Annotated in this window: 23 protein-coding genes and 2 riboswitches; of the genes, 11 read left to right on the top strand and 12 right to left on the bottom strand. The window is 69.9% G+C overall.

What is annotated here, in order from left to right:
• The first annotated feature begins 65 nt into the window (after positions 1 to 65).
• The gene (locus A5757_RS12335; RefSeq protein WP_066833866.1) at positions 66 to 926 is read left to right on the top strand and encodes a hypothetical protein; all 861 of its coding nucleotides are present in this window, start codon (positions 66 to 68) and stop codon (positions 924 to 926) included.
• A 94-nt stretch (positions 927 to 1,020) separates the two neighbouring features.
• Here A5757_RS12335 and A5757_RS12330 read toward each other — a convergent pair whose 3' ends face one another.
• From A5757_RS12330 to glnX, 3 genes are read right to left on the bottom strand one after another with little or no spacing between them, the layout of a single operon-like run.
• Positions 1,021 to 3,318, bottom strand: a complete 2,298-nt coding sequence (locus A5757_RS12330) for a serine/threonine-protein kinase PknG (RefSeq protein ID WP_066833863.1) — start codon at positions 3,316 to 3,318, stop codon at positions 1,021 to 1,023.
• Positions 3,318 to 4,277, bottom strand: a complete 960-nt coding sequence (locus tag A5757_RS12325) for a transporter substrate-binding domain-containing protein (protein WP_082929436.1) — start codon at positions 4,275 to 4,277, stop codon at positions 3,318 to 3,320. Before A5757_RS12325 ends, A5757_RS12330 begins: the two co-directional genes overlap by 1 nt.
• A gap of 40 nt (positions 4,278 to 4,317) precedes the next feature.
• The gene (gene glnX / locus A5757_RS12320) at positions 4,318 to 5,637 is read right to left on the bottom strand and encodes a protein kinase G-activating protein GlnX (protein ID WP_066833857.1); all 1,320 of its coding nucleotides are present in this window, start codon (positions 5,635 to 5,637) and stop codon (positions 4,318 to 4,320) included.
• Between the two features lie 121 nt (positions 5,638 to 5,758).
• On the opposite strand from glnX, the gene A5757_RS12315 reads away from it, so the two are divergent.
• Positions 5,759 to 6,286, top strand: coding sequence for an NUDIX hydrolase (locus A5757_RS12315; RefSeq protein ID WP_066833854.1), 528 nt, complete (start codon positions 5,759 to 5,761; stop codon positions 6,284 to 6,286).
• Here the strand turns inward: A5757_RS12315 and thiE are convergent.
• Positions 6,249 to 6,899, bottom strand: coding sequence for a thiamine phosphate synthase (gene thiE, locus A5757_RS12310; RefSeq protein ID WP_197497330.1), 651 nt, complete (start codon positions 6,897 to 6,899; stop codon positions 6,249 to 6,251). The two genes, A5757_RS12315 and thiE, sit on opposite strands and share 38 nt — an antisense overlap.
• 57 nt (positions 6,900 to 6,956) lie before the next feature.
• Positions 6,957 to 7,070: riboswitch (TPP riboswitch) on the top strand.
• Between thiE and thiO the strand changes: the two genes are divergently transcribed.
• From thiO to A5757_RS12270, 8 genes are all read left to right on the top strand, one after another.
• Positions 7,061 to 8,101 carry a glycine oxidase ThiO gene (gene thiO, locus A5757_RS12305; protein WP_066834035.1) on the top strand — a complete coding sequence of 347 codons (1,041 nt, stop codon included), beginning with the start codon at positions 7,061 to 7,063 and terminating at the stop codon, positions 8,099 to 8,101. Its footprint overlaps the riboswitch before it by 10 nt.
• Before the next feature lie 10 nt (positions 8,102 to 8,111).
• On the top strand, positions 8,112 to 8,309 hold the full coding sequence (gene thiS / locus A5757_RS12300; protein WP_066833848.1) for a sulfur carrier protein ThiS: 198 nt from the start codon (positions 8,112 to 8,114) through the stop codon (positions 8,307 to 8,309).
• Positions 8,302 to 9,099 carry a thiazole synthase gene (locus tag A5757_RS12295; RefSeq protein WP_066833845.1) on the top strand — a complete coding sequence of 266 codons (798 nt, stop codon included), beginning with the start codon at positions 8,302 to 8,304 and terminating at the stop codon, positions 9,097 to 9,099. Before thiS ends, A5757_RS12295 begins: the two co-directional genes overlap by 8 nt.
• A gap of 8 nt (positions 9,100 to 9,107) precedes the next feature.
• Positions 9,108 to 9,857: an SGNH/GDSL hydrolase family protein gene (locus A5757_RS12290; RefSeq protein WP_066834032.1), complete on the top strand. Its 750-nt coding sequence runs from the start codon at positions 9,108 to 9,110 to the stop codon at positions 9,855 to 9,857.
• Positions 9,858 to 9,869: 12 nt separating this feature from the next.
• Positions 9,870 to 10,778 carry an ABC transporter ATP-binding protein gene (locus A5757_RS12285; protein ID WP_066833842.1) on the top strand — a complete coding sequence of 303 codons (909 nt, stop codon included), beginning with the start codon at positions 9,870 to 9,872 and terminating at the stop codon, positions 10,776 to 10,778.
• A complete protein-coding gene (locus A5757_RS12280) occupies positions 10,775 to 11,503 on the top strand; it encodes an ABC transporter permease (RefSeq protein WP_066833839.1) in 729 nt (242 codons plus the stop codon). The genes A5757_RS12285 and A5757_RS12280 overlap by 4 nt, the downstream gene beginning before the upstream one ends.
• Positions 11,504 to 11,545: 42 nt before the next feature.
• Positions 11,546 to 13,069 (top strand): M28 family metallopeptidase, encoded by a 1,524-nt coding sequence (locus A5757_RS12275; protein WP_066833836.1) that lies wholly within the window; start codon positions 11,546 to 11,548, stop codon positions 13,067 to 13,069.
• Positions 13,070 to 13,071: 2 nt separating this feature from the next.
• The gene (locus tag A5757_RS12270; protein ID WP_066833833.1) at positions 13,072 to 14,517 is read left to right on the top strand and encodes a M28 family peptidase; all 1,446 of its coding nucleotides are present in this window, start codon (positions 13,072 to 13,074) and stop codon (positions 14,515 to 14,517) included.
• A 4-nt stretch (positions 14,518 to 14,521) separates the two neighbouring features.
• On the opposite strand, the gene A5757_RS12265 is transcribed toward A5757_RS12270, so the two are convergent.
• The 3 genes from A5757_RS12265 to A5757_RS12255 form a co-directional block, all read right to left on the bottom strand.
• On the bottom strand, positions 14,522 to 15,778 hold the full coding sequence (locus A5757_RS12265) for a uracil-xanthine permease family protein (RefSeq protein ID WP_066833830.1): 1,257 nt from the start codon (positions 15,776 to 15,778) through the stop codon (positions 14,522 to 14,524).
• 27 nt (positions 15,779 to 15,805) lie between these two features.
• Entirely contained in the window at positions 15,806 to 16,963 is a 1,158-nt protein-coding gene (locus tag A5757_RS12260) for an APC family permease (protein WP_082929435.1), read from the bottom strand.
• Positions 16,964 to 17,059: 96 nt separating this feature from the next.
• Positions 17,060 to 17,389 carry a hypothetical protein gene (locus A5757_RS12255; RefSeq protein ID WP_066833823.1) on the bottom strand — a complete coding sequence of 110 codons (330 nt, stop codon included), beginning with the start codon at positions 17,387 to 17,389 and terminating at the stop codon, positions 17,060 to 17,062.
• A gap of 114 nt (positions 17,390 to 17,503) precedes the next feature.
• Between A5757_RS12255 and A5757_RS12250 the strand changes: the two genes are divergently transcribed.
• Positions 17,504 to 18,736 (top strand): TetR/AcrR family transcriptional regulator, encoded by a 1,233-nt coding sequence (locus A5757_RS12250; RefSeq protein WP_066833821.1) that lies wholly within the window; start codon positions 17,504 to 17,506, stop codon positions 18,734 to 18,736.
• Here the strand turns inward: A5757_RS12250 and A5757_RS12245 are convergent.
• The 5 genes from A5757_RS12245 to thiD form a co-directional block, all read right to left on the bottom strand.
• Entirely contained in the window at positions 18,703 to 18,942 is a 240-nt protein-coding gene (locus A5757_RS12245) for a hypothetical protein (protein ID WP_281498585.1), read from the bottom strand. The two genes, A5757_RS12250 and A5757_RS12245, sit on opposite strands and share 34 nt — an antisense overlap.
• Before the next feature lie 56 nt (positions 18,943 to 18,998).
• Positions 18,999 to 20,486: an NAD(P)/FAD-dependent oxidoreductase gene (locus A5757_RS12240; RefSeq protein ID WP_156618339.1), complete on the bottom strand. Its 1,488-nt coding sequence runs from the start codon at positions 20,484 to 20,486 to the stop codon at positions 18,999 to 19,001.
• Between the two features lie 43 nt (positions 20,487 to 20,529).
• Entirely contained in the window at positions 20,530 to 21,189 is a 660-nt protein-coding gene (locus tag A5757_RS12235; RefSeq protein WP_066833815.1) for a septum formation family protein, read from the bottom strand.
• 43 nt (positions 21,190 to 21,232) lie between these two features.
• Positions 21,233 to 21,850, bottom strand: a complete 618-nt coding sequence (locus A5757_RS12230; protein WP_066833812.1) for an alpha/beta family hydrolase — start codon at positions 21,848 to 21,850, stop codon at positions 21,233 to 21,235.
• Positions 21,847 to 22,698 carry a bifunctional hydroxymethylpyrimidine kinase/phosphomethylpyrimidine kinase gene (gene thiD, locus A5757_RS12225; protein ID WP_066834021.1) on the bottom strand — a complete coding sequence of 284 codons (852 nt, stop codon included), beginning with the start codon at positions 22,696 to 22,698 and terminating at the stop codon, positions 21,847 to 21,849. Before thiD ends, A5757_RS12230 begins: the two co-directional genes overlap by 4 nt.
• Positions 22,690 to 22,799, bottom strand: a riboswitch (TPP riboswitch). It overlaps the preceding gene by 9 nt.
• Positions 22,800 to 22,924: the final 125 nt, after the last annotated feature.

The raw sequence follows: 22,924 nt of genomic DNA, 5'->3' as shown, positions 1-22,924 counted from the left end.
CACGGCTGTGGATGGATCGCGGGTGACCGACCGGATGTGTCGGGCCGCCGCGTCATCGTCCGGATATGGACTCGTCGACCGTCCCCTTCGTCGGAAGCCGCGCGCTGGCGTGCGGAGCGCTGAACCGCCACCAGTTGCGCACGCGTTTCCGCGCGGTGTATCCGGATGTCTACCTCCCGAATATGGCGACGCCATCTCTGCAGCAACGGATCTCGGCGGCCTCGCTGTGGTCGGGCGGACGCGCCACGATCGGCGGGCTGGCGGCGGCCGCGCTGCACGGAACGAAATGGATCGACGATGACGTCCCCGTCGAGCTGATCCACGCCAATCCCCGGCCCCCGAAGGGCATCGCGATCCGGCGCGACGTCCTCCTCGACGGGGAGCAGCAGATGCTGCGTGGTCTCGCCGTGACCAGCCCCGCCCGGACCGCGTTCGACCTCGGGCGGCGGGACCGACTCGACCAGGCGGTGGCGCGACTCGACGCGCTCAGCCGGGCTACGCGGCTACCGCTCGACGCGGTTCTGCGAGTGGCGCAACAACATCCCGGTGCACGCGGGCTACGACAACTCGAGACGGCGCTCGAACTGGTCGATCCCGGCGCGGAGTCGCCGAAAGAGACCTGGCTGCGGCTGCTGATCCTCCGTGCCGGCCTGCCCCGACCGCGGACGCAGATCCCCGTCGCCGACGCCGACGGGATGCCGTTCGCCTACCTCGACATGGGTTGGGACGAGCCGATGGTCGCCGCGGAGTACGACGGCGAACACCACCAGGCGACTCGGCAGGTGTACACCCGCGACATTCATCGCGCCGAGAGACTCGAACGTGCCGGGTGGCTCGTCGTGCGGGTCGTCAAGGAGGACCATCCGGTCGACATTCTGCGTCGGATCCGGTTGGCGCTGGCGTCTCGGTCGGCGAGTGTGCGATGACGGCGGCGAGTGTGCGCCCAGGACGGGAAAACGGCGCGGAAACCGCCCTGACGACACACTCGGCGCCATGGCCGCACACTCGACAGCGCGACGGCTAGAACGTGCTCGGCGGCCGCACGCTGTTGGCCAGGTCCACCAGCGCGTAGCGGTGGGCCTGCGTGGGCGCGACGCGGGCCAGCGCCCGCAGCGACGCCTCCACCCCGAGCCGCAGACCGTGTTCGGTGAACGGGAAACCCAGGATGTGGTTCGTGCTCGCGTCGTTGTCGGCCAGCCAGTCCATCGCCGTGCCGAGAACCAGCGCACGGATCTGCAGCACCCGCGGCTCGGAGTCCGGCAGCGCCTCCACCCGTCGGGCGGCGTCGCGGATCTGCTGTTCGGTGATCTCGCTCGACGACCGGCCCGACAGCAGCGTGACAGCGCTGGTCAACCGCGCCGTCGTGAAATGCCGTGAGGTGGCGGGCACCTGGTCGAGCGTGCGGACGGCGCCGTCGCGGTCGCCTTCGGCGGACTGGGCGCGAGCCATGCCGAAACCCGCCGAGATGACGCCTCGGTCGGTGCTCCACACCGACTGGTAGAAGTTGCGCGCCTGGGTGTCCTCGATGTCGGCGCCGGTCAGCTCGGCGGTCGCGGCCAGCGCCACCTTGGGTGCCGACTCGCCAGGCAGCGTGTCGAGCACCTCGGTGAAGTGCTTCGTTGCCGCGTCGAGGTCGCCGGCCAACAGCTCCGCCGCCGCCCGGAACCACACCAGCCGCCATCGCCAGCCCACCCGTGCGGCCAGGTCGTCGAGTTTGCGTGTGGCCTTCGCGACGTCGCCGAGGTCGAGTAACGCGCGCGCCTCCATCAGCGGCAGTTCGACCGATTCCGAGAGGTCGATGCCCTCGGAGTCCAGCGCGCCGTGGCGCGCGGCGCGCAGCTGATCCAGCGTTTGCACCGGCTCACTGAGCACACTGGCCGACAGCACCGTCGCCCCGACGTCGGCCGGATCGAGCAGGGGGACGGGCAGCGCCTTGACGATCTCCTGGGCGGTCAGCTTCTCCGAATGCACCTGACCGTCTACGTAGACGTCGGTGTGCGCCACCAGCAGATCGATCCCGAACGTCGACCGCGTCGGCGAGAACACCGTCGACAGACCCGGCCGCGGCACCCCGGTGTCCTTCGCGACCACCTCGCGCAGCACGCCGAGCAGCTGGGAGGACATCTCGTCGGAACTGGCGAACCGGCGCCGCGGATCGGGATCGGTCGCGCGGCGCAACAGCCGGGCGAACGAATCATATTGCACGAGAACCGGATCACCCTCGGGCAATCCGTCGACGTACCGGCCCTTGCGGGTGCGAAGATCGAGTGTCATCGCCGCCAGCGTCCGCCCGACGGTGTAGATGTCGCTCTGCACCGTCGGCCCGGTCCGCACGATCTCCGGCGCCTGATAGCCGGGGGTGCCGTAGAGGTATCCGAACGAGTTGATCGTCGACACCGCACCGAGGTCGATCAGCTTGACCTGATCCTCGGTCAGCATGATGTTCTCGGGTTTGAGGTCGTTGTAGGTCAGGCCGATCGAGTGCAGATAGCCCAGTGCGGGCAGGATCTCGAGCATGTACCCGATGGCCTGGGCCACCGGAAGCCGTTGCCCCTTGGCCTGTTTGAGTGACGCGCCGCCGACGTACTCCATGACGATGTAGCCGACGGGGTTGCCGTGCTTGTCCTCGTGCTCGACGAAGTTGTAGATCTTCACGATGCCGGGGTGTGTCACCTCGGCGAGGAACTGCCGCTCCGCCATCGCGATGGCCTGTGCCTCGGCGTCCCCGGAATGCACCAGACCCTTGAGTACGACGGGGCGTTCGTTGACGTTGTGGTCGAATGCGAGGTACACCCACCCCAGTCCGCCGTGGGCGATACAGCCCTTGATCTCGTACTGCTCGGCGACCATGTCACCCGGATTGAGCTGCGGCAGGAACGAATACGGACTGCCGCAGTGCGGGCACCAACCCTCCGACAGGGCGGCGCCGTCCGACGTCGACCGGCCCACCGGGCGTCCGCAGTTCCAGCAGAACCGTTTTGCCTCGGCCACCACCGGATCGGTCATCAACGCTTCGAGCGGATCCTTCGCCGGCACCCGCGGGATTTCGACCAGCCCGCCGCCCAGCCGGCGCACCGGCGACAGCGTGCGCACGACGGTGGTCGAGTGGTCCTGTGGTTCGGTGTCGCCGGTGTGGAATCCGATGCTGTCCGAATCGTCGAAGTTCGGCCGGTACACCGCCTGGGTGGCCATCGGCCGCATCGTCGACGCCGAATCGAGTTCGAGGTCGTCGAGGCTCGCCGGCTGCGTGCCGGGATCGGTGTCGGCGTCGGTGTCGGCGTCGGCGTCCGAGCCGGTGAGGTGTTCGGTGTCCGACATCAGTCCACGTACCTTGCCACCGGAGGCGCCGGCGCCGGCCCCAACACCGTCAGCCACTTGCGGTACAACGCATACCAGGTGCCGTCGCGGCGGATGCGCGCCAGCGTGCCGTTGACGAACCGCACCAGGCCCGGGTTCTCCAGGTTCACCCCGATGCCGTACGGCTCCTCGTTGAGGCTGGGCCCGACGATGTGCAGATACGGATCCTGCGACACCAGGCCGGCCAGGATCGCGTCGTCGGTACTGACCGCGTCGACCTGCCGCTGCTGCAGCGCCACCAGGCAGTCCGCCCACGTCACCGTCGCGACGATGATCGGCGGTGGGCTGATCTGCTGGATACGGCGCAGCGAGGTGGTGCCCTTCACGACGCACACCCGCTTGCCGCTCAGATCGGACGCCCGGCTGATCGCCGAATCGCGCGGCGCGAGGATGCGTTGGTTGGCGGTCAGGTACACCGTCGAGAACGCGACCTGCTTCTTGCGCTCGCAGGTGATGGTCATGGTCTTGACCACGACGTCGACCTGGTTGTTGCGCAGGGCGGCGATCCGGTCGGCCGATGACAGGATGCGGTACTCGACCTGCGTGGGGCTGCCGAAGATGTCCCGGGCGATCTCGCCGGCGATGTCGACGTCGAATCCGGTGATGTTCCCGGTGATCGGATCGCGGAACGAGAACAGGTTGCTGCCGATGTCCAGACCGACGATGAGCCGACCGCGGTTGCGGATGTTTGCGACGGCGTCCTGCGCCTCGGCTTCGGTGGGGAAGGGCCGCAGACTCGCGGTGCGGTCGCAGTTGTCGTTGTTCGGCATGGGCAGGGCCACCGGTTCCGGAGGCAGCTCCTGCATGCCCGCCGGTGTCGGCGGCGCCAGCGTCACCCCAGGCGTCGGCTCGGTGGATTCGGCCTGTGCGCAGCCGGCCAGCACCGCAATCGCGGCGAGCAGGCTCAGTACCGGTTTCAACACGCTCATCACCGTTGTCTGTTCTTCGCGCGAGCGCTCATCACCGGTACTCACTCAACCTCGGCCACAGTCCCAGCGCCACCGCGATCGCCGCGACGACGCTGAGCGCCGCAGCACCTGCCGTCGCGCCCGACAACACCCGGCGCGCGTTGAGGATGTCGTTGCGCAGCTGGTTGCGGCTCTGCTCGATGCCTTTGTTCAGCGCCTCGTTCAGCTGGTCGAACGCCGGCGTCGAATCGTCCTCTCCGGTGCCCAGCGCCACCTGCGTCGCTGCCTGGTAGTTGCCGACGGCGATGTAGGCGTTGATGCGGTCGTCGGCGGCGCGCCAGCGGGTCAGCAGACTCTCCGCCGCGGCCAGGTCGGTCTTGTCGATCGAGTTGTCGCGGTCCAAGAACTCCGCCAGCTGGGACTGCATCACGTCGATGCGCTGATAGTAGGACTGTTTGCGCACCTCCTCGTCACCGCGGCGGATCAGCGCCAGCGTCTCGTCGGCGCGTGCCTGCTGCGCGGTGATGGCCAGCGTGGTGATCGTTTTGAGCGATTCGGCGCCTGAACTCTTGGCGCTGCGGCTGTCTGCGGTCGAGATCGTCAGCGCGGTGCCCACCCAGAGCACCATGATGAGCACGGCCAGCCCGCCCGCGACGAATCCGATGTTGACGCGCCGCCGCGTGCGCCGCGCCAGCCAGCGGTTGGCGAACAGACCGAACAGCAGCGTCGCCAGCACCACCAGGATCACCGGCGCCGGGATCCGCGTGGAGGCGGTGGTCTCCTGATCCACCCGCGCCGAGGTCTCCTCGTACAGGCGCTGCGCATCGGGCAGGATCTTGGCCTGCATCAGCGACGACGCCTCCGACAGATACGAGGAGCCGACCGGGTTGCCCGCCCGGTTGTTGGTCCGCGCGGTCTCCACCAGACCGGTGTAGACGGCCAGTTCGGCGTTGATCCGGCCGAGCAGCTGCACCAGATCCTCGTCGGTGAGTCCGCTCGAGGCGCGGGTGAGCGCCACCGCGGCGTCGGTGATCGCCTGTTCGTAGCGCTGCCGGACGTCGCGCGGTTCGGTGCCTGCGATGAATGCGGTGGCTGCCGCCGCATCGGCCACCGACAGCCGGGTGTAGAGCTGGCCGGCGGCGAACGACAGCGGTTCGGTGTGGTTGAGCACCGTCGTCAGCGCCTGCTGACGGTCATCGATCGTGGTGGACGTGGCCAGGGCGCTGGCCACCGCGAGCGCCGAAAGCACGAGGCCGATGGTGAGGATGCGGCCTGGCGTGGTCCAGAGGAACCACCAGCGCGGATGCGCGGGTGTGGTCGGCGACCGGGACGCGAGGGGCTCGGTCGATGGGTGCGCCAACTCCACAGTCACCTGTGTGCGGTCCTCATCTATCCGGCGACGTTCCGACGGGTCCAACGTATCTGAGAATTCTAAGAATCACCTGCCATTCGGGCCGCCGCCATCGGCGGGTCGCCCGCACTATCCTGTACGCGTGCGTGGGGACGGAGACGGCTGGGTGTTCGCCGAGGGCGGCGGCCGCTTCTGGGGACGGCACGGTGCGGCCGGTCTGCTGCTGCGGGCGCCGCGTCCCGACGGCTCGGCGGCAGTCCTGCTGCAACACCGCGCGCCGTGGAGCCATCAGGGCGGCACGTGGGGGCTGCCCGGCGGCGCCCGCGACAGCCACGAGACCCCCGAACAGGCCGCAGTGCGCGAGGCGCACGAAGAGGCCGGGCTGCCCTCCGATCAGCTGACCGTGCGGACCACGGTGGTCACGGCCGAGATCATCGGCAGCGAAGGCCCGGCGTGGACCTATACGACCGTCATCGCCGACGCGGCCGAGCAACTGGACACCGTGCCCAACCGCGAGAGCGCCGAACTGCGCTGGGTCGGCGAGGACGAGGTGGACTCGCTGCCGCTGCACCCGGGATTCGCGGCCAGCTGGCAGCGGCTGCGCAGCGTGACCGCGACCATCCCGCTGCTGGTCAACGGACAGCAGTCAGAGCCGCGCGCAGGCGCCTAGCCGCGGCACCGGGATCGTCGGCCGCGGTGATGGCCCGGACGACGACGACGCGCCGCGCGCCGGCGGCCAGCACCTCGGGGAGCCGCTCCTCGTCGATGCCGCCGATCGCGAACCACGGTTTCTCCGGCGCCAGCGCCGCCGTCTCCCGGACCAGCTCCAGGCCCGGCGCCGGCCGGCCTGGTTTGGTCGGCGTCGGCCAGCACGGACCGACGCAGAAATAGTCGACGTCCTCGGTCGTCGCCTCGATCACCTGCGACCGGTCGTGGGTGGACCGCCCGATCCGCGGGCGGGGCCCGATGATCCCGCGGGCCACGTCCAGGGGCAGGTCGTCCTGGCCGAGGTGTAGGACGTCGGCGCCGGCAGCCAGCGCGATGTCGGCGCGGTCGTTGACCGCCAGCAGTGCACCGTGTCGGCGGGCGGCGTCGGCCAGCACCTCGAGCGCGGCCAGTTCCCCGCGCGCCTCCAACGGTCCGAACGTCTTCTCGCCGGCCGACCCCTTGTCGCGCAGCTGGATCAGGTCGACCCCGCCGGCCAGTGCCGCGTCGGCGAATTCGGCCAGGTCACCACGCTCCCGGCGGGCGTCGGTGCACAGGTACAGCCGGGCGTCGCGCAGGTCCGGAGTCGGGCGTGAGGTGGGTTGGTGCACAACCGCACGCTAGCGACTACCGTGGATGGCCGACACGGGAGTCCCGGGGACGCGGGGCTGAGAGTGGGCCAGCAGCCGGCCCTGACCGTCGTACCTGATCCGGGTCATGCCGGCGAAGGGAGGTGCAGATGCCTACAAATCAGCCCAGGGGTCAGGCCAGGAACCCGACCGCAGCCGTCATCGGCGGCGGGGTCATCGGGCTCGCGGTCGCCCGCCGCGCGGCGCAGGACGGCTGGACGGTCCGCGTGCACCGCAGCCCCGAGAAGGGTGCGTCGTGGGTGGCCGGCGGAATGCTCGCCCCCCACAGTGAGGGCTGGCCCGGTGAGCACGAACTGCTGCGGATCGGGCTCGAATCGCTGCGACTGTGGCACGAGGGCTTCCTCGACGGGCTGCCGCCCGAGGTGGTCACCGCGCGTGAATCGCTGGTCGTCGCGGTCGACCGCGCCGACGCCGCGGATCTGAAGACCGTCGGCCAGTGGCTGGCCGCACAAGGCCATCCGGTGACGCTGACCACGACCGCGCGCGATGTGGAACCTCTACTGGCGCAAGGGATCCGACACGGATTCATCGCCGACACCGAATTCGCCGTCGACAACCGCGCCGTCGTCGACGCGCTGGCCACGCAGTGCGAACGACTCGGCGTGCACTGGGCGCCGCCGGTGGACGAGCTGTCCGCGGTCGACGACGTCGACATGCGGGTGATCGCCAACGGCGTCGACGCTCCGGCGCTGTGGCCGGACCTGCCGATCCGCCCGGTCAAGGGGGAGGTGCTGCGGTTGCGCTGGCGGCGCGGCTGTATGCCGGTACCCCGCCGGGTGGTGCGGGCCCGCGTGCACGGCAGACAGGTGTATCTGGTGCCGCGCGCCGACGGCGTGGTGGTCGGGGCGACGCAGTACGAACACGGGCGCGACACCGCGCCCGCGGTCAGCGGGGTGCGCGATCTACTCGACGACGCATGCACGGTGATGCCCGCCCTGGGCGAGTACGAGTTCGCCGAATGCGCCGCCGGGCTGCGACCGATGACACCGGACGGGCTGCCGCTGGTGCGGCGCCTCGACGACCGCACGATGGTGGCCGCCGGCCATGGCCGCAACGGCTTCTTGTTAGCGCCGTGGACCGCGCAGCAGGTGGCCGCCGAACTCGAAGCAACAGTGGGAGCCACGACATGAGGGGGCGTCAATGAGAGTGACCGTGAACGACGAATTCGTCGACGTCGACGAGACCACCACGGTGGCCGATCTGGTGACGAAGATGGGGTTCCCCGACCGGGGCATCGCCGTCGCGGTGGATTGGTCGGTGCTGCCGCGCGCGGACTGGCAGACCCCGTTGCGCGACGGCGCGCGCGTGGAAGTGGTCACGGCGGTGCAGGGTGGCTAGCCCCAGGAGCGACGCGACCGAGGGCACGGACACCGACACGGACAAGCTCGTCATCGCCGGCCGTGCGTTCGGCTCGCGGCTGATCTGCGGGACCGGCGGAGCGCCCAACCTCGCGGTGCTCGAGGCGGCGCTGGTCGCCTCGGGAACCGAGCTGACCACCGTCGCGATGCGCCGCGTGGACGTCGAGGGCGGCACCGGGGTGCTCGAATTGCTCAACCGGCTCGGTATCGCACCGCTGCCCAACACCGCCGGATGCCGCGGCGCGGCCGAGGCGGTGCTCACCGCGCAACTCGGTCGCGAAGCCCTCGGCACCGAATGGGTGAAGCTGGAGGTGATCGCCGACGAGCGCACCCTGTTGCCCGACGCCGTCGAATTGGTCCGTGCCGCAGAACAACTGGTGGATGACGGCTTCATCGTGCTGCCCTACACCAACGACGATCCCGTGCTGGCGCGCCGGCTCGAGGACATCGGGTGCGCCGCGGTGATGCCGCTGGGCTCGCCGATCGGCACCGGTCTGGGCATCGCGAACCCGCACCACATCGAGATGATCGTCGAGGCGGCGGGCGTGCCGGTGATCCTGGACGCCGGGATCGGCACCGCCAGCGACGCCGCGCTGGCGATGGAGTTGGGCTGCGACGCGGTCCTGCTGGCCAGCGCCGTCACCCGCGCCGCCGATCCGCCGAAGATGGCTGCCGCGATGGCCGCCGCCGTCACCGCCGGCCACCTGGCCCGGCACGCCGGCCGGATCCCGAAGCGCTACTGGGCGCAGGCGTCCAGTCCCGCTGTATGAGCCGGTCGATGAGCCGGTACGTCGCCCTCGGTTCCTCCATGGCGGCCGGACCGGGGATCCGACCCAAGGCCGACGGGGCGCCGTTCCGGGCCGGACGGTCGGCGCGCAACTATCCGCACCTGGTGGCCGAGGCACTCGGCCTGGAGTTGATCGACGTCACCTATTCGGGTGCGACGACTGCGCACGTGCTCGACGAGGCACAGCACGGCGCCCCGCCGCAGATCACCGCGCTGGACGGCACAGAGACCCTGGTGACGGTGACGATCGGCGGCAACGACGTCGGCTATGTGCCGATGCTGATGGCCGCGGGCCTACCCCGCGCACTGCGATGGCTGCCCCCGGTGCGCGACCTGTTCGACCGCTCCCAACGCGACCGCGCCCTCGTCGCGGTCGAGGGTGCGCTGCGCAGGGTCGCGACGACCGTACGCGCCCGGTCGCCGCAGGCGCGGGTCCTGTTCGTCGACTACCTCACCCTGCTTCCCCCGGCGGGGACGCCCGCGCCGCCGCTCGCCGACACCGACGTCGCGCTCGGCCGGCGCATCGCCGACACGCTGGAGCGCCTCACCGGCGCGGTGGCGGCCGAGACCGGATGCGGCTGGGTGCGCGCCGCCGAGGCCAGCCGGGACCATCACGCCTGGTCGGCGCAGCCGTGGACCACGAAACCCGGAGTCCCGTGGCCGCGCCGTCCCGCCCCGATGCATCCCAACGCAGACGGCATGCGTGCGGTCGCCGACATGATCGTCGCTGCGCGGAGCTGACACCATGGACGTGTGATCGCACTCGAGGGACTGACCAAGACGTACGGTCCGACCGTCGCCGTCGACGGGCTGACCTGCTCGATAGAGCCGGGGGTGGTGACCGGATTTCTCGGTCCCAACGGCGCGGGCAAGACCACGACCATGCGGTTGATCCTCGGGCTGGACCGCCCCACCTCCGGTACTGCGACGATCGACGGCCGCGCCTACCGCGATCTGCGCAACCCGCTGCGGGTGGTGGGCGCGCTGCTCGACGCCCGGCAGGCCCATCCCAACCGCACCGCCCGCAACCACCTCCGATGGATCGCGGCGAGCAACAAGCTCCCAGCCGACCGGGTCGACGAGGTGCTCGACATCGTCGGCATCACCCCGGCGGCCGACCGCCCGGCGGGCACGCTGTCGCTGGGAATGAGCCAGCGCCTCGGCATCGCCGCCGCACTGCTCGGCGACCCGCCCGTGCTGCTGTTCGACGAACCGGTCAATGGGCTGGATCCGGAGGGCATCCACTGGGTGCGCACGCTGATGCGCACCCTGGCCGAGCAGGGGCGCACCGTGCTGGTGTCGAGCCATCTGCTCTCCGAGATGGCGCAGACCGCCGACCGCCTGGTGGTGATCGGCCGTGGCCGGCTCATCGCCTCGACGACGGTCGCGGAGTTCGTGAGCCGCTCCGGCGGTGACACCGTGCGGGTGCGCAGCCCGCAGTCCGATCAGCTGCGGGATGCGTTGGCGGGTGCAGGCATCACCGTCGGAGATCACCGCGACGGCGGTTTGACCGTCTATGGCGTCGCCGCCGAAGTGGTGGGCGACCTGGCGGCGCGCAATGCCATCACGCTGCACGAACTCAGCCCACAGCGGGCGTCGCTCGAGGAGGCGTATCTGAAGATGACCGATGACGCCGTGGACTACCGGGCAGAAGCCCGATGAGCGCGCTCGAGGTGCTGGACTCCGAGAGGATCAAGCTCACCACCACCCGCTCCCCGCTGTGGTCGGCTGCGGCGGTCGTCGTGCTGTCGCTGGGGGTGACGGCGATGCTGGTCGCGGCCAGCAGCGCCTATGACCGGATGACGCCCGAGGAGGCGATCCTCGGGGTCGCCGTCTTCGGAGTTCCCGTGCTGATGATCCTGTCGTCGCTGGCCGTCACCGGCGAGTACCGCTCCGGCCTCATCCGCTCCACGTTCCTGGCCGTGCCCCGCCGGCCGCTGGTGCTGATCGCCAAGGCGGTGGTCACGAGTGTGTTCAGCGGACTGTGCGCCGCCGCCACGAGTTTCATCGCCGTGATCATCGCCGGGCTGCCGCCGGGGGAGGGTTCCACGTGGCGGGCCGTCGGCGCGGTCACCCTCTACGCGATGCTGGCGGCCGTCCTCGGGGTGGCGGTCGGGGCGCTGATCCGGTTCGCCGCAGGCGCGGTCGCGGTGCTGCTGATGTGGCCGCTGGTGGTCGAGCCGATCCTGGGCAACATGCCGAACGTGGGCAGCGAGATCGGCATCTATCTGCCATTCGCGAACATGTTCGAATTCCTGGGCGTCGCTTGGCTGTTCCCCTCGTACGACGTGCCCTGGGGACATGTCGGCGCGGTCTGCTACTTCACCGCGGTGGTGGCCATCGTGTTCGTCGCGGCCGTGGTGGTCGTCGACCGCCGCGACGCCTGATGCGGCGGTACGCACCGGCGCGGTCACGCTAACGTGGATGCAATGGTGCGTAGGACGCTGACGGCGGTGGGCGCTCCGCTGATGGCCGTGGTGGTGGCCGCGTCGCTCGGCGGATGTGCAGACGACACAGGACCCGCGCCGACGGCGCCCCCCTCGTCCACACCGGAGGCTGCGCCCGCCGCCCAGGCTTTCGCCGAGGAACTCTCCGGCCGGATCTCCGCCGACGCGATGATGGCCGATCTCCAGAGACTGCAGGAGATCGCCGACGCCCACGGTGGCAACCGCGCATTCGACACCCCTGGTTACGACGCCAGCGTCGACTACGTCGTCCAGACGCTGCGGGACAGCGGATTCGACGTGCAGACACCCGAATTCGAGGTCGAGGTGCCGTTCGCGGAGAAGCCGGAGCTCACGGTCGCCGGCCGGGCCGTGGAGGCCAAGCCGCTCGAATACACGATCGGCACACCGCCCCCGGGGGTGACCGGTCCGCTGGTCGTCGCCCGGAGCGAGGCCAGTCCGGGGTGCACCGTCGAGGATTACGACGGTCTCCCCGTGCAGGGTGCGGTGGTGCTGGTCGATCGCGGCGAGTGCCCGTTCGGTGTGAAGCAGTCGGTGGCCGCGCAACGCGGTGCGGTCGCGCTGATCGTGGCGAATAACGAGGACGGCGACAACTGGCAGGCCACACTCGGCGCGGACACCGATGTGAAGATTCCGTCGGTCGGGGTGACCAAGGTCGTGGGCCAGGGGCTGCGGGCGGAGCCGGGGGAGGTGAGCCTGCGGCTGGAGGCCGGGGTGCGAGAGGGCCGCACCCGAAACATCATCGCGCAGACCAAAACCGGATCGACCACCGACGTCGTGATGGCCGGCGCACACCTCGACAGCGTGCCGGAAGGCCCGGGTATCAACGACAACGGTTCCGGTGTCGCGGCGGTGCTGGAGACCGCGCGCCGGCTCGGGGGCTCACCTGAGATCCGCAACGCTGTGCGCTTCGCGTTCTGGGGTGCCGAGGAATTGGGCGTGCTCGGTTCCGCGAACTACATCGAGTCGCTCGACGCGGAGCAACTCGGAGACATAGCCCTGTACCTCAACTTCGACATGGTCGGTTCACCCAATCCGGGCTACTTCACCCTGGACGGTGATCAGTCCGCGCCACCCGATCCGAACACCGGCATCCCGCGGGTCCCTGAGGGGTCCGCAGGGATCGAGCGCACCTTGGCCGCCTACCTCGATGACGCCGGAAAACCGGCTCAGGACAGCGCATTCGACGGCCGTTCGGACTACGGCCCGTTCACCTCCGCCGGAATCCCCTCCGGCGGACTGTTCTCGGGCGCCGAGGTGGACAAATCGGTGGAGCAGGCCGACGTCTGGGGCGGCGAGGCCAACCGACCGTTCGATCCGAACTATCACAAGAAGACCGACACGCTGAACGAGATCGACCGCACGTCCCAGGAGATCCATGGCCGCGGCGCCGGATTCGCGGTCGGCCTCTACGCCCAGGATCAGCGCGGCCGCAACGGGATCCCGATCCGTGAGGACCGCACCCGTCACCCGGCCGGACCGTCGTGACGATGCGGGGGCTGGTTGCGGTCACCGCGGCGGTGCTCGCGGCGGCGCTCGCCGCCGCGTGCTCCTCGCCCGCACCGCCACCCCCGCAGCCGGATCCGGCCGCCCTGGCGGCCCGCATCACCGCCGACGCCCTCTACGTCCACCTCGACGCGTTGCAGCAGATCGCCGATGCCCACGGCGGTCGGCGCTCCGAGGGCACGGGTGGTTACGACGCGAGCGTCGATTATGTGGCTGACACGCTGCGCGACAAGGGTTTCGACGTACAGACCCCGGAGTTCGAGCGCTACGGCGGTACCGACGGTGGCAACCCACGGCTCACCGCCGCCGGACGGGGGCACGCGGTGGAGAAGGCATCACTGCTGATCGACACCGGATCCGACGGCATCACCGCGCTCTCCCTACGCCCGGCGAAACCGGCGGGATGCAGCCGGGCCGACTACGACGGCGTCGACGTCACCGGTGCGATCGCGGTCGTCGACGACACCGGATGTTCGGTCGTGACAAAGCACGACACCGCGCTCGCCGAGGGCGCGGTCGGAGTACTCGTCGCACTCTCCGGCACCGAGGGCAGCCCACCGACGCTGTTCACGCCCGGGTACTACCGCGGGCTCACGATGCCCGTCGGCATCATCGACCCGGCGGCGAACTCGGCGCTGCGCCGCACCACGGCGCCGGTGAATCTGCGCCTTGACGGCAGGCCGACCATGGTCACGTCACGAAACGTCATCGCCCAGACCAGAACCGGGAACACCGATGACGTCGTGATGGCCGGTGCGCACCTCGACAGCGTCGGCGGTGGGCCGGGTATCAACGACAACGGCACCGGCGTGGCGGCGGTCCTCGAGACGGCGCTGCAGCTGGGCAGTTCCCCGCAGATCGCCAACGCCGTGCGGTTCGGGTTCTGGGGTTCCGAGGAGATCGGCCTGGAGGGTTCACGTGCTTACGTGCGCGGCCTGGACGACGAACAGCTCGCCGACATCGCGCTGTACCTGAACTTCGACATGCTGGGCTCGCCGAACGCCGGCTACTTCACCTACGACGGCGATCAGTCCGCGGCGAGCGGTCCGCCGATCGACGTCCCGCAGGGCTCCGCCGGGATCGAACGGCTGCTGGCCGGCTATCTGAACCTGGCCGGAGTGCGCACTGCCGACATGCCGCTGGCCGACGTCACCGACTACGACCCGTTCCGGGCGGCCGGGATACCGTTCGGCGGTGTCACGAGCGGTGCGGCGCAGCGGAAGTCGGCGGTGCAGGCCCGGTTGTGGGGTGGCAGGCCCGGTGTGCCGTTCGACCCGAACCACCACACCCGCCGCGACGACATCGTCAACGTCGACCGGCGCGCGCTGGAGATCATGGCGCCGTCGGCGGCGTTCGCCGTCGCCACCTATGCGCGCTCGATCGAGGGGCCCAACGGGGTGCCGCCGCGCGATCAGCGCAGGCGGGGCTGACGGGCTACTCTTGTCGTGCGGTCCGCAGACCCAGCAGGCGCATCCCGTGGTAGACCAGCAGCGCCGCGATGGATCCCAGCGCGATCCCGGTGAATGTCAATTCGCCGGCCTGCCAGGTGAAGTCGGCAATACCGATGATCAACGGTATCGCCGCGGTCATTTGGTTGATCGGAAGGGAGAAGTCCACGCGGTTGGTCAGCCAGATACGGATCCCGAGGATGCCGACCAGGCCGTAGAGCACCACCGTCGCCCCACCCAGGACGCCCTCCGGAATCGCTGAGATCACGGCTCCGACCTTCGGGCAGAGGGAGAGCACGATCGCGACGACCGCCGCCACCCAGTACGCGGCGGTCGAATAGACGCGCGTCGCGGCCATCACTCCGATGTTCTCCGCGTACGTGGTGGTCGCCGATCCACCGCCGAATCCGGCCAGCGTGGTGGCCACCCCGTCGGCTGCCAGCGCGCGGCCGATCAGCGGATCGACCTCGGTCTTGGTCATCTGGCCGACCGATTTCACGTGACCGATGTTCTCGGCGATGAGAGCGATGACCGCGGGCAGGAACATCGGCAGCACGGCCAGCGAGAACGACGGTGTCTGGAACTCGGGGAGGCCGATCCACGGCGCGGCCGCGATCTTCGCGGTGTCCACGTCGCCGAGTGCCAGCGCCAGCAGGTAGCCGACCACCACGGCGCCGAAGATGGCCAACCGGCCGACGATGCCGCGAAAGAACGCCAGCGTCGCCACCAGCAGTACCAGCGTCACCAGGCCGACCAGCGGACCCTTCTCAAAGTTGGCCTTGGCCGCGGGGGCGAGGTTGAACCCGATCAGCGCGACGATCGCGCCGGTCACCACCGGCGGCAGCGTGAGGTCTAGCCAGCGGGTGCCGACCAGGTGCACGATGCCGCCGATGGCGATGAGGACCAGACCGAGCGCCACGATCCCGCCGAGCGCGCTGCCGGTGCCCTGCGCGGCGGTGGCACCGACGACCGGAGCGATCACCGAGAAGCTCGAACCGAGATAGCTCGGCAGCCGGTTGCCGGTGATGATCAGGAACAGGATCGTGCCGACACCCGAGAACAGCAGGGTGGTGGCCGGCGGAAAGCCGGTGAGCACCGGCACCAGGAACGTCGCACCGAACATCGCCACGACGTGCTGGGCGCCGATGCCGATGGTTCGGCCCCAATCGAGCCGCTCGTCGGGGGCGACGACGAAGTCGGCGTCAGCGCGGGATTCGACGGTCTTCCACGTCAGCAGGCTCACGGCATACGACTACACACCATCGGCGGCTCATTCGCACGCAGAGCGCACCAGATAGGCGACCGCGCCGACGGCGACGACCACGCCGCCCGTCACGACCGCGGCGGCCGGAAGCGAGAACGCCAGCAGGACGCAGCCCGCCAGGCCGACCGCAGGGATCACCCGGTGGCCCAGCGTCCAGGCCGCGGCGTTGGCGACGGCGTAGTAGATCAGCACCGCGAAGGACGAGAAGCCAATGGCCCCACGCAGGTCGACGGTCGCGCACAGCACCGCGACGACCACGCCCACCGCGATCTCGGCGCGGTGCGGGCTGCCGAATCGCGGATGCACCGCTGCCAGCGCGTGCGGTAGATGCCGGTCGCGCGCCATCGCGAGCGTGGTGCGCGAGACGCCCAGGATCAGGGCCAGCAGCGAACCCAGGGCGGCCACCGCCGCGCCGGCCCGCACCACCGGCGTCAAACCCTCTGCGCCCGCGCCCGCGGCCGAGACGGCATCGGCCAGCGGCGCGCTCGACGCTGCCAGTGCAGGCCCGAGCGCGCCCAGCACGGTGACCGCGACAAGCGCGTAGAGCACGAGCGCGACACCCAGCGCGGTGAGGATGGCGCGGGGGATCGTCCGTGCCGGATCGCGTACCTCCTCGCCGAGGGTGGCGATCCGCGCGTATCCGGCGAAGGCGAAGAACAGCAGACCGGCCGCCTGCAGCACCCCGCCGACGGACAGGTCCGACGTGACAGCGAGCCGGGCCGTGTCGACGCTGCCCGATCCGGCGACGACGGCCACCGCGGCGACGAGCACGGCGCACACCGCCACGACGATGAAGCGGGTCAGGACGGCCGATTTCTGCACGCCGGTGTAGTTGAGCACGGTCACCGCGACGACGGCGGCCACCGCCACCGGCCGCGCGGCGTCGGGCCACGCATAGAGACCGACGGTGAGGGCGATCGCCGCGCACGACGCGGTTTTGCCCACAACGAAGCTCCACCCGGCGAGGTGACCCCAGAATCCGCCCAGCCGCTCGCGGCCATAGACGTAGGTGCCGCCGGACTGCGGATAGCGGGCGGCCAACCGGGCCGACGACATCGCATTGCAGTAGGCGACGACGGCGGCGACCGCCAACCCGATCAGCAGACCGCTGCCCGCGGCGGCGGCCGCCGGAGCGAAGGCCGAGAACACTCCCGCGCCGACCATCGCGCCCAGTCCGATGACGACGGCGTCGGTGAAGCCGAGACGCCGGGTCAGGGCGGCATCGCCGTTCGCAGCCACCGGCGCATCGTATTCGCCGCGCTATCCGGTGTCGTGCTGTGCGGACACCCGACGCTGCTGCGGCGTCAGCGTGGCCCGGAGCAACACCACGATCAGCATGAGCGTTCCCCCGGCGATCAGCGGGATCGTCCAGATCCGCCGCATGGTGAGCGCCGATCGGCAGACCTCGACGGCTGCGGAGTCCTCGGCGGCTTCGGCCTGGGCCAGGTCAGCGGCGAAGCCGGTGCCGCAGTCGATCTGCCAACCCCATTGGTCGTACTGGTCGAGCAGCACCGGGAAGCGCAGGATGAACAGCCCGACGGCCACCATCAGCGCGGCCGCGATGCCGACACGCCAGCTGTGACGATGCATGGGCCCCTCCCCGTTCGATGTTAACGACCGTTCTCACCGGGTGCGGACAACCCGTCACAATCTCGACCCTCGCCCGGCGGGTCGCCGCCGCGCAGATCCGGATAGTGTGTCGACATGGCGCGCACCTCGCCCGCAGGTGGTGATGGGGTACGTCGCCGCCCCAGGGACCGCAAGGCGCAGATCGCCCGCGCCTCGGCGGAGGCGTTCTCCACGCTCGGCTATCACGGCGTGAGCATGGAGGCCATCGCGTCGCGGGTCGGCATCTCGGCCGCCGCGCTGTACCGCCACTACACCGGTAAGTACGAGCTGTTCCGCGACGCGGTGCTCAGTCTCGGTCAGCAGCTGGTCGACGCGACCGCCTTCGCCGACGACGCGGACGGGGATCCGCGCGAGGTCCTCCTCGCACTGGCCGCCGCACTGAGTGACACGGCGCTGAACAACCGGGAATCCGGCGGGCTGTACCGCTGGGAGGCCCGCTACCTGCGCGGCGACGATCAGGCCACGCTCAACGCGCAGCTGCGCGCCGTGCACCGCCGGATCCAGGGTCCGCTCTGCGCGCTGCGCCCCGACCTGGATTCCCGCGACCGCTGGACCCTGTCGACCGCGATGATGAGCGTGCTCGGCAGCGTCGTCGACCATCGGGCGAAGCTGCCCGGCGGTCAGATCCGCGCCCTGTTGTCCGATCTGGTGCTGACCCTCGTCCCCGCGGATTTCCCCGATCTTCCCGACGAGGCGGAGCCGGTGGCGGCCACCCCGCTCGCACACCGGTCGAAATACGAAGCGCTGCTGGTCGAGTCGATGAAGCTGTTCAATCAGAAGGGGTATCGCGACACCTCGATGGAGGACATCGCCGCCGCGGTCGGTATGCCGGCGTCGGGGATCTACCGGTACTTCTCGGGCAAGAGCGACATTCTCGCCGGCGGTTTCCGGCGCGACGCCGACCGCTGGTCGGCGGAGATGACGGCGATCCTCGACCAGTCGACCGACCGAGAGGAGGCGCTGACGCGGCTGATCGACGGCCACGTCGCCCGCTCCTTCGGCCAGCCCGAGATGGACTACGTCTACTACACCGAGCGGCTCAACATGTCCGCCGGCGACCAGCAGATCCTGCGTAATCTGCAGCGGTCCACCGTGGAGACGTGGGGTGAGCTGGTCGCGGCGCTGCGCCCGGAGTGGACGGCGGGGCAGGCCAGGTTCGCGGTGTACGCGGCGATGGCCGTCGTGGTCGACCTCGGCAGGCTCGTCCAATACCGCAACTCGCCCTATACCCGGGCGCTGGTGTCCGGGCTGATGGATCTGACGTTGTTGGGCCGCTACCGGCTACGCACGGTGTTGCCGGCCAAGTAGGCCGCGTAGCCGAGCAGACCGGCCAGGCCCAGCTTGCGAGTCCGGCGGGCGGCCAGCGCCAGCCCGATCGCGGTCTCGATGCTGCCGTTGGTGTAGACGTGGCGCCGGGTGTTGTCGGGGAACGCCGCGACGGTGATCGGCTCGAATGCCTTCGGGTTGGCGAAGTGGGCGAGACCGGCGCCGGCCACGGTCAGACCTGCCAGCATCGCGGCACGCGAATTCTGCTTCTTCACACGGGTTTTCACGGGGGTCCCTTCAGGGGTCAGGTGAGTTGATAGTCGGTCAGGGGGAACTCGGAGGCTTCGCGCACCGCGGCTTTGGTGGACATCGGCCGCAGCAGGGTCGCCTCGCCGCTGGGATTGAAATAGTAAGACCGCGCACTCGCGCAGTTGCCGTTGGTGAACAGCGATTCGCCGAGCAGTTCCGTCATCCGATCCAGGTAGCGGCTGTTGGCCTCTTCGGTGATCTCGAACGTGGTGGCGCCCCGGCGCCTGAGTTCGCCGAAGAGCCGATCCATGTGCCGCATCTGGTATTCCATGGTGTTGAAGAAGTTCAGCCCGAGGAACGCGTACGGACTGGCCAGGCTCATGAAGTTCGGGAACGACGGCACCGTCACGCCCTGGTAGGCCTGGAAACGCGTGTCGCGCCACCACTTTCCGAGGTTGCGGCCGTCGCGGCCGATGACCTCGATGGCGGGGAAGTTGGCCTCCCACAGGTCGAAGCCCGTCGCCAGCACCAGTGAGTCGATGACGGTCTTGGTGCCGTCGGCGTTGACGATCCCGTCGGCCTCGATGCGTTCGATGCCGTCGGCCTGCAGGTGCACGTGCGGTTTGGTGAACACCCGGTAGTAGCTGTTGGAGAACGTCGGCCGCTTGCACCCGAAGTCGTAGTCCGGTGTCAGCTTGCGGCGCAGTTCCTTGTCGCGGATCGTCAGGAATCGGTACAGCTTCGCCAGGTCGCCTGCGGCGATGTTGCCGCGGCCGCGGCTGCCCCGGAAGTGCAGGATGCCGATCCACACCATGAACTCGTAGATGGCGTCGGTGACGGCGCGGATGGCGCGCTGGGTGGCGGGCACGCGGGCGAACAGCCGCTTGGCCCGCTCGGAGAACCGGAGGTCGATCTTGGGCACCACCCAGATCGGGGTGCGCTGATAGACGGTGAGGTCGGCGGCCGTCTTCGCCAGCTCCGGGATCAGCTGCACCGCGGTGGCGCCGGTACCGATGATCGCTACCCGCTTACCGGACGGGTCGAAGCTGTCGTCCCAGTCGGTGGTGTGGATGACCTTGCCCGCGAAGTCGGCGATACCGGGGATGTCGGGCATGTGCGGCTGGGACAGGAAACCGGTCGCGGTGAACAGATAGCGGGCGCTGAGCGTGTCACCGCCCGCCACCGCGACCCGCCACACCTTGGCGTCGTCGTCCCAGCGGGCGCCCTCGACCGTGGTGTTGAAGCGGATATGGCGGCGGACGTCGTACTTGTCGGCGACGTCGTCGGCGTACTGCTTGATCTCGTTGCCGGTGGAGAACAGCCGCGACCAGTTCGGGTTCGGTTCGAAGTAGTAGCTGTAGGTGGTGGTGGGGACGTCCACCGCGAGGCCCGGGTAGTGGTTGACGTACCACGTCCCGCCGAGGTCGTCCTCGCGGTCGAGGATCACGAAGTCGGTCACGCCCAGCCGCTTGAGCTGGATCGCGGCGCCGATTCCAGCGAACCCGGCGCCCACGATGACCGCGTCGAACTGCTCCGAAGTCATGACCGACAACGGTACCCGAAGTACCGAATAGGACCCTCTACGGTCACTCCCTGAGTGAGCCGGTCCGCGGCGGATCCAGGGTGGCAACGCACGTCACCGCGCGGTCGCCCTGGCCCCAGGTCTCCTCCGTCGGATAGAGCACGTAGAGCTGCACGCTGTCGTCGGTCATCGCTTCGGGCGAATAAGTCGCCAGTGCCGGTCCGCACCGGTTCGAGTACTCCTGGACCGCGGCGTCGCCGGGGTAGTCACCGTCGGGCATGTCCAGCACCGCGAAGACCTCGCCGGCGTGTGTCTCGGCGCAGTCCACGGTCTTCACTGTGAGGACCCGCGACGCGTCGGGGATCTCGGCGAGGCAGTCGCCCACCTCGACGTTCGTGGCGGTCTTGGTACCGCTGCCCACCACGACGAACACGACGACCACCACGGCGACGATCGCCAGGATCAGGAGGGCGGCCACGATGCCGAGGATGAGCCAGAGCCGGTTCTTCTTCGGCGGCGGCCCGGCGGGCGGCATCCCGGCGTACGGCTGGGGTGGTGGTGGCGGATAGTGCGGTGGCTGCTGCTGCCCGTAATAGGGCTGCTGACCGTACTGCGGTTGCTGCCCGTACTGCGGTTGCTGCCCGTACGGGGGTTGCTGACCGTATTGAGGCTGCCCGTACGGCGGCTGGCCGGGCGGTGGTGGCGGGGCCGGGGGCATGGTCATGGAACGACGATAGCTGTTGGGCGAGTACGCGGTTGCCTGTCCGTCACCGCAGCATCCGCAGCGCTGCGTCGACGGCGAGCGCCGGGACGTGCAGCGTTTTCGACGCGAGGTCGTGGCGGGCCCCGGTCACCTCGACCACCTCGGTCGGTGCGGCGACGAGCCGGGCGGCGTCGCGGACTTCCTCGATGCCGCCGAACGGATCGGAGGTGCCGTGGGTGAAGACGGTCGGCACGGCGATGCGCGGGAGGTGTTCGGTGCGCAGGCGGTCCGGCTTGCCCGGCGGGTGCAGGGGATAGGAGAACAGCGTCAGCACGTCGGGCGCCACATGGCCGTCCGCGACTGCCATCGACGTCATCCGACCGCCGTAGGAGTGACCGCCGGCGATCACCGGACCGTCGGCCAGACCCCGTACGGTCGCCACGGCCTCGGCAACCCCGGCCCGGTCGGCCGCGGCGGAACCCGACGGCGGACCCTTCGGCCGGCGCCGCCGATAGGGCAGGTTGTAGCGCACGGCCAGCCAACCGCGGCGCGCCCATTCGTCGCAGATCCGCACGAGGAGCGGAGCGTCCCGGCTGCCGCCGGCGCCGTGGGTCAGCACGACGACGCCCGCCGGGATGCCGTCGGGTTCGTGCGCGACGCCCGCGATGTCGTCGAGGTTCACGGGCGCAGCCGGAACAGCGCGGAGACCGGCCCGTGTCCCTCGCCCAGGGGATAGGCCGCGCGCAGGCACTCGGTGACCCACCGCTTGGCGAACGCGACCGCGTCGGGCACGTCGTATCCGTGCGCGAGGGCCGACGCCGTGGCCGCTGCCAGGGTGTCCCCGGCGCCGTGGTCGTGCCCGGTGTCCACCCGCGGCGCGTCGAATTCGTAAAAGTCGGTGCCGTCGAACAGCAGATCGGGGGCGCGTGACGACGACCGCAGGTGCCCGCCCTTGACCAGCGCCCACCGCGGCCCCATGGCGTGCAGCGCCTGCGCCGCCGCCCGCTGGGACTCCGGGTCCACGACGTCGACCCCGGTGAGCAGCCTTACCTCGTCGAGGTTCGGGGTGACGACGGTGGCCAGCGGGAAGAGCTGTTCGCGCAGTGCGTCGACCGCACTAGGGTGCAGGAGCGGATCGCCGTGCATCGACGCGCACACGGGGTCGACCACCAACGGCACCACACCGGCAAGGCCCTGGCTGCGCCAGGTGTCGGCGACCGTGCCGATGATCTCCGAGGACGCCAGCATTCCGGTCTTGGCGGCCTGGATGCCGATGTCCGAGGCGACGGCACCGATCTGACCCCCGATCACCTCCACGGGGATCTCGTGAAAGCCCTTGACTCCCAACGAGTTCTGCACTGTCACCGCCGTGACGGCGACCACGCCGTGGATGCCGAGCAGGGCGAACGTGCGCAGATCGGCCTGAATGCCCGCGCCGCCACCGGAATCCGATCCGGCGATGGTCATCACCCGCAGCGGGGTGTGTCCGGCCTCGGACAGTGGCAGGTACGTCGCGGCATCGGACGTCATCGTGTGTCTCCCTACGCCGGCATTATCCGGTCAGGTTCTTACGGTCGACAGCCCCAGCTGTCCTCTCAGCACGCTCGGTGCGCGCTCCCGCGTGGTGGTCACCGGGTGGATTTCCCGGTGGTGCCCAACCTAGCGCACGACGTATCTGGCCCGGAGATGTTTTGCATAGGTAATATATGTGTATTCCGATCCTTTCCCCGGCGCAGCGTGGCGCCTCCAGTGCCCG

The organism is Mycobacterium sp. 852013-51886_SCH5428379 (assembly GCF_001665575.1).
Taxonomy (GTDB): domain Bacteria; phylum Actinomycetota; class Actinomycetes; order Mycobacteriales; family Mycobacteriaceae; genus Mycobacterium.
This window is presented reverse-complemented; position numbering and strand designations above follow the sequence as displayed.

Coding starts and splice junctions, on each gene's coding strand:
- A5757_RS12335 (WP_066833866.1), top strand. CDS start 66: ATGGACTCGTCGACCGTCCCCTTCGTCGGAAGCCGCGCGCTGGCGTGC.
- A5757_RS12330 (WP_066833863.1), bottom strand. CDS start 3,318: ATGTCGGACACCGAACACCTCACCGGCTCGGACGCCGACGCCGACACC.
- thiO (WP_066834035.1), top strand. CDS start 7,061: ATGCCTACAAATCAGCCCAGGGGTCAGGCCAGGAACCCGACCGCAGCC.
- thiS (WP_066833848.1), top strand. CDS start 8,112: ATGAGAGTGACCGTGAACGACGAATTCGTCGACGTCGACGAGACCACC.
- A5757_RS12290 (WP_066834032.1), top strand. CDS start 9,108: ATGAGCCGGTACGTCGCCCTCGGTTCCTCCATGGCGGCCGGACCGGGG.
- A5757_RS12280 (WP_066833839.1), top strand. CDS start 10,775: ATGAGCGCGCTCGAGGTGCTGGACTCCGAGAGGATCAAGCTCACCACC.
- A5757_RS12275 (WP_066833836.1), top strand. CDS start 11,546: ATGGTGCGTAGGACGCTGACGGCGGTGGGCGCTCCGCTGATGGCCGTG.
- A5757_RS12270 (WP_066833833.1), top strand. CDS start 13,072: ATGCGGGGGCTGGTTGCGGTCACCGCGGCGGTGCTCGCGGCGGCGCTC.
- A5757_RS12260 (WP_082929435.1), bottom strand. CDS start 16,963: ATGGTCGGCGCGGGAGTGTTCTCGGCCTTCGCTCCGGCGGCCGCCGCC.
- A5757_RS12255 (WP_066833823.1), bottom strand. CDS start 17,389: ATGCATCGTCACAGCTGGCGTGTCGGCATCGCGGCCGCGCTGATGGTG.
- A5757_RS12250 (WP_066833821.1), top strand. CDS start 17,504: ATGGCGCGCACCTCGCCCGCAGGTGGTGATGGGGTACGTCGCCGCCCC.
- A5757_RS12245 (WP_281498585.1), bottom strand. CDS start 18,942: ATGCTGGCAGGTCTGACCGTGGCCGGCGCCGGTCTCGCCCACTTCGCC.
- A5757_RS12240 (WP_156618339.1), bottom strand. CDS start 20,486: ATGACTTCGGAGCAGTTCGACGCGGTCATCGTGGGCGCCGGGTTCGCT.
- A5757_RS12235 (WP_066833815.1), bottom strand. CDS start 21,189: ATGACCATGCCCCCGGCCCCGCCACCACCGCCCGGCCAGCCGCCGTAC.
- thiD (WP_066834021.1), bottom strand. CDS start 22,698: ATGACGTCCGATGCCGCGACGTACCTGCCACTGTCCGAGGCCGGACAC.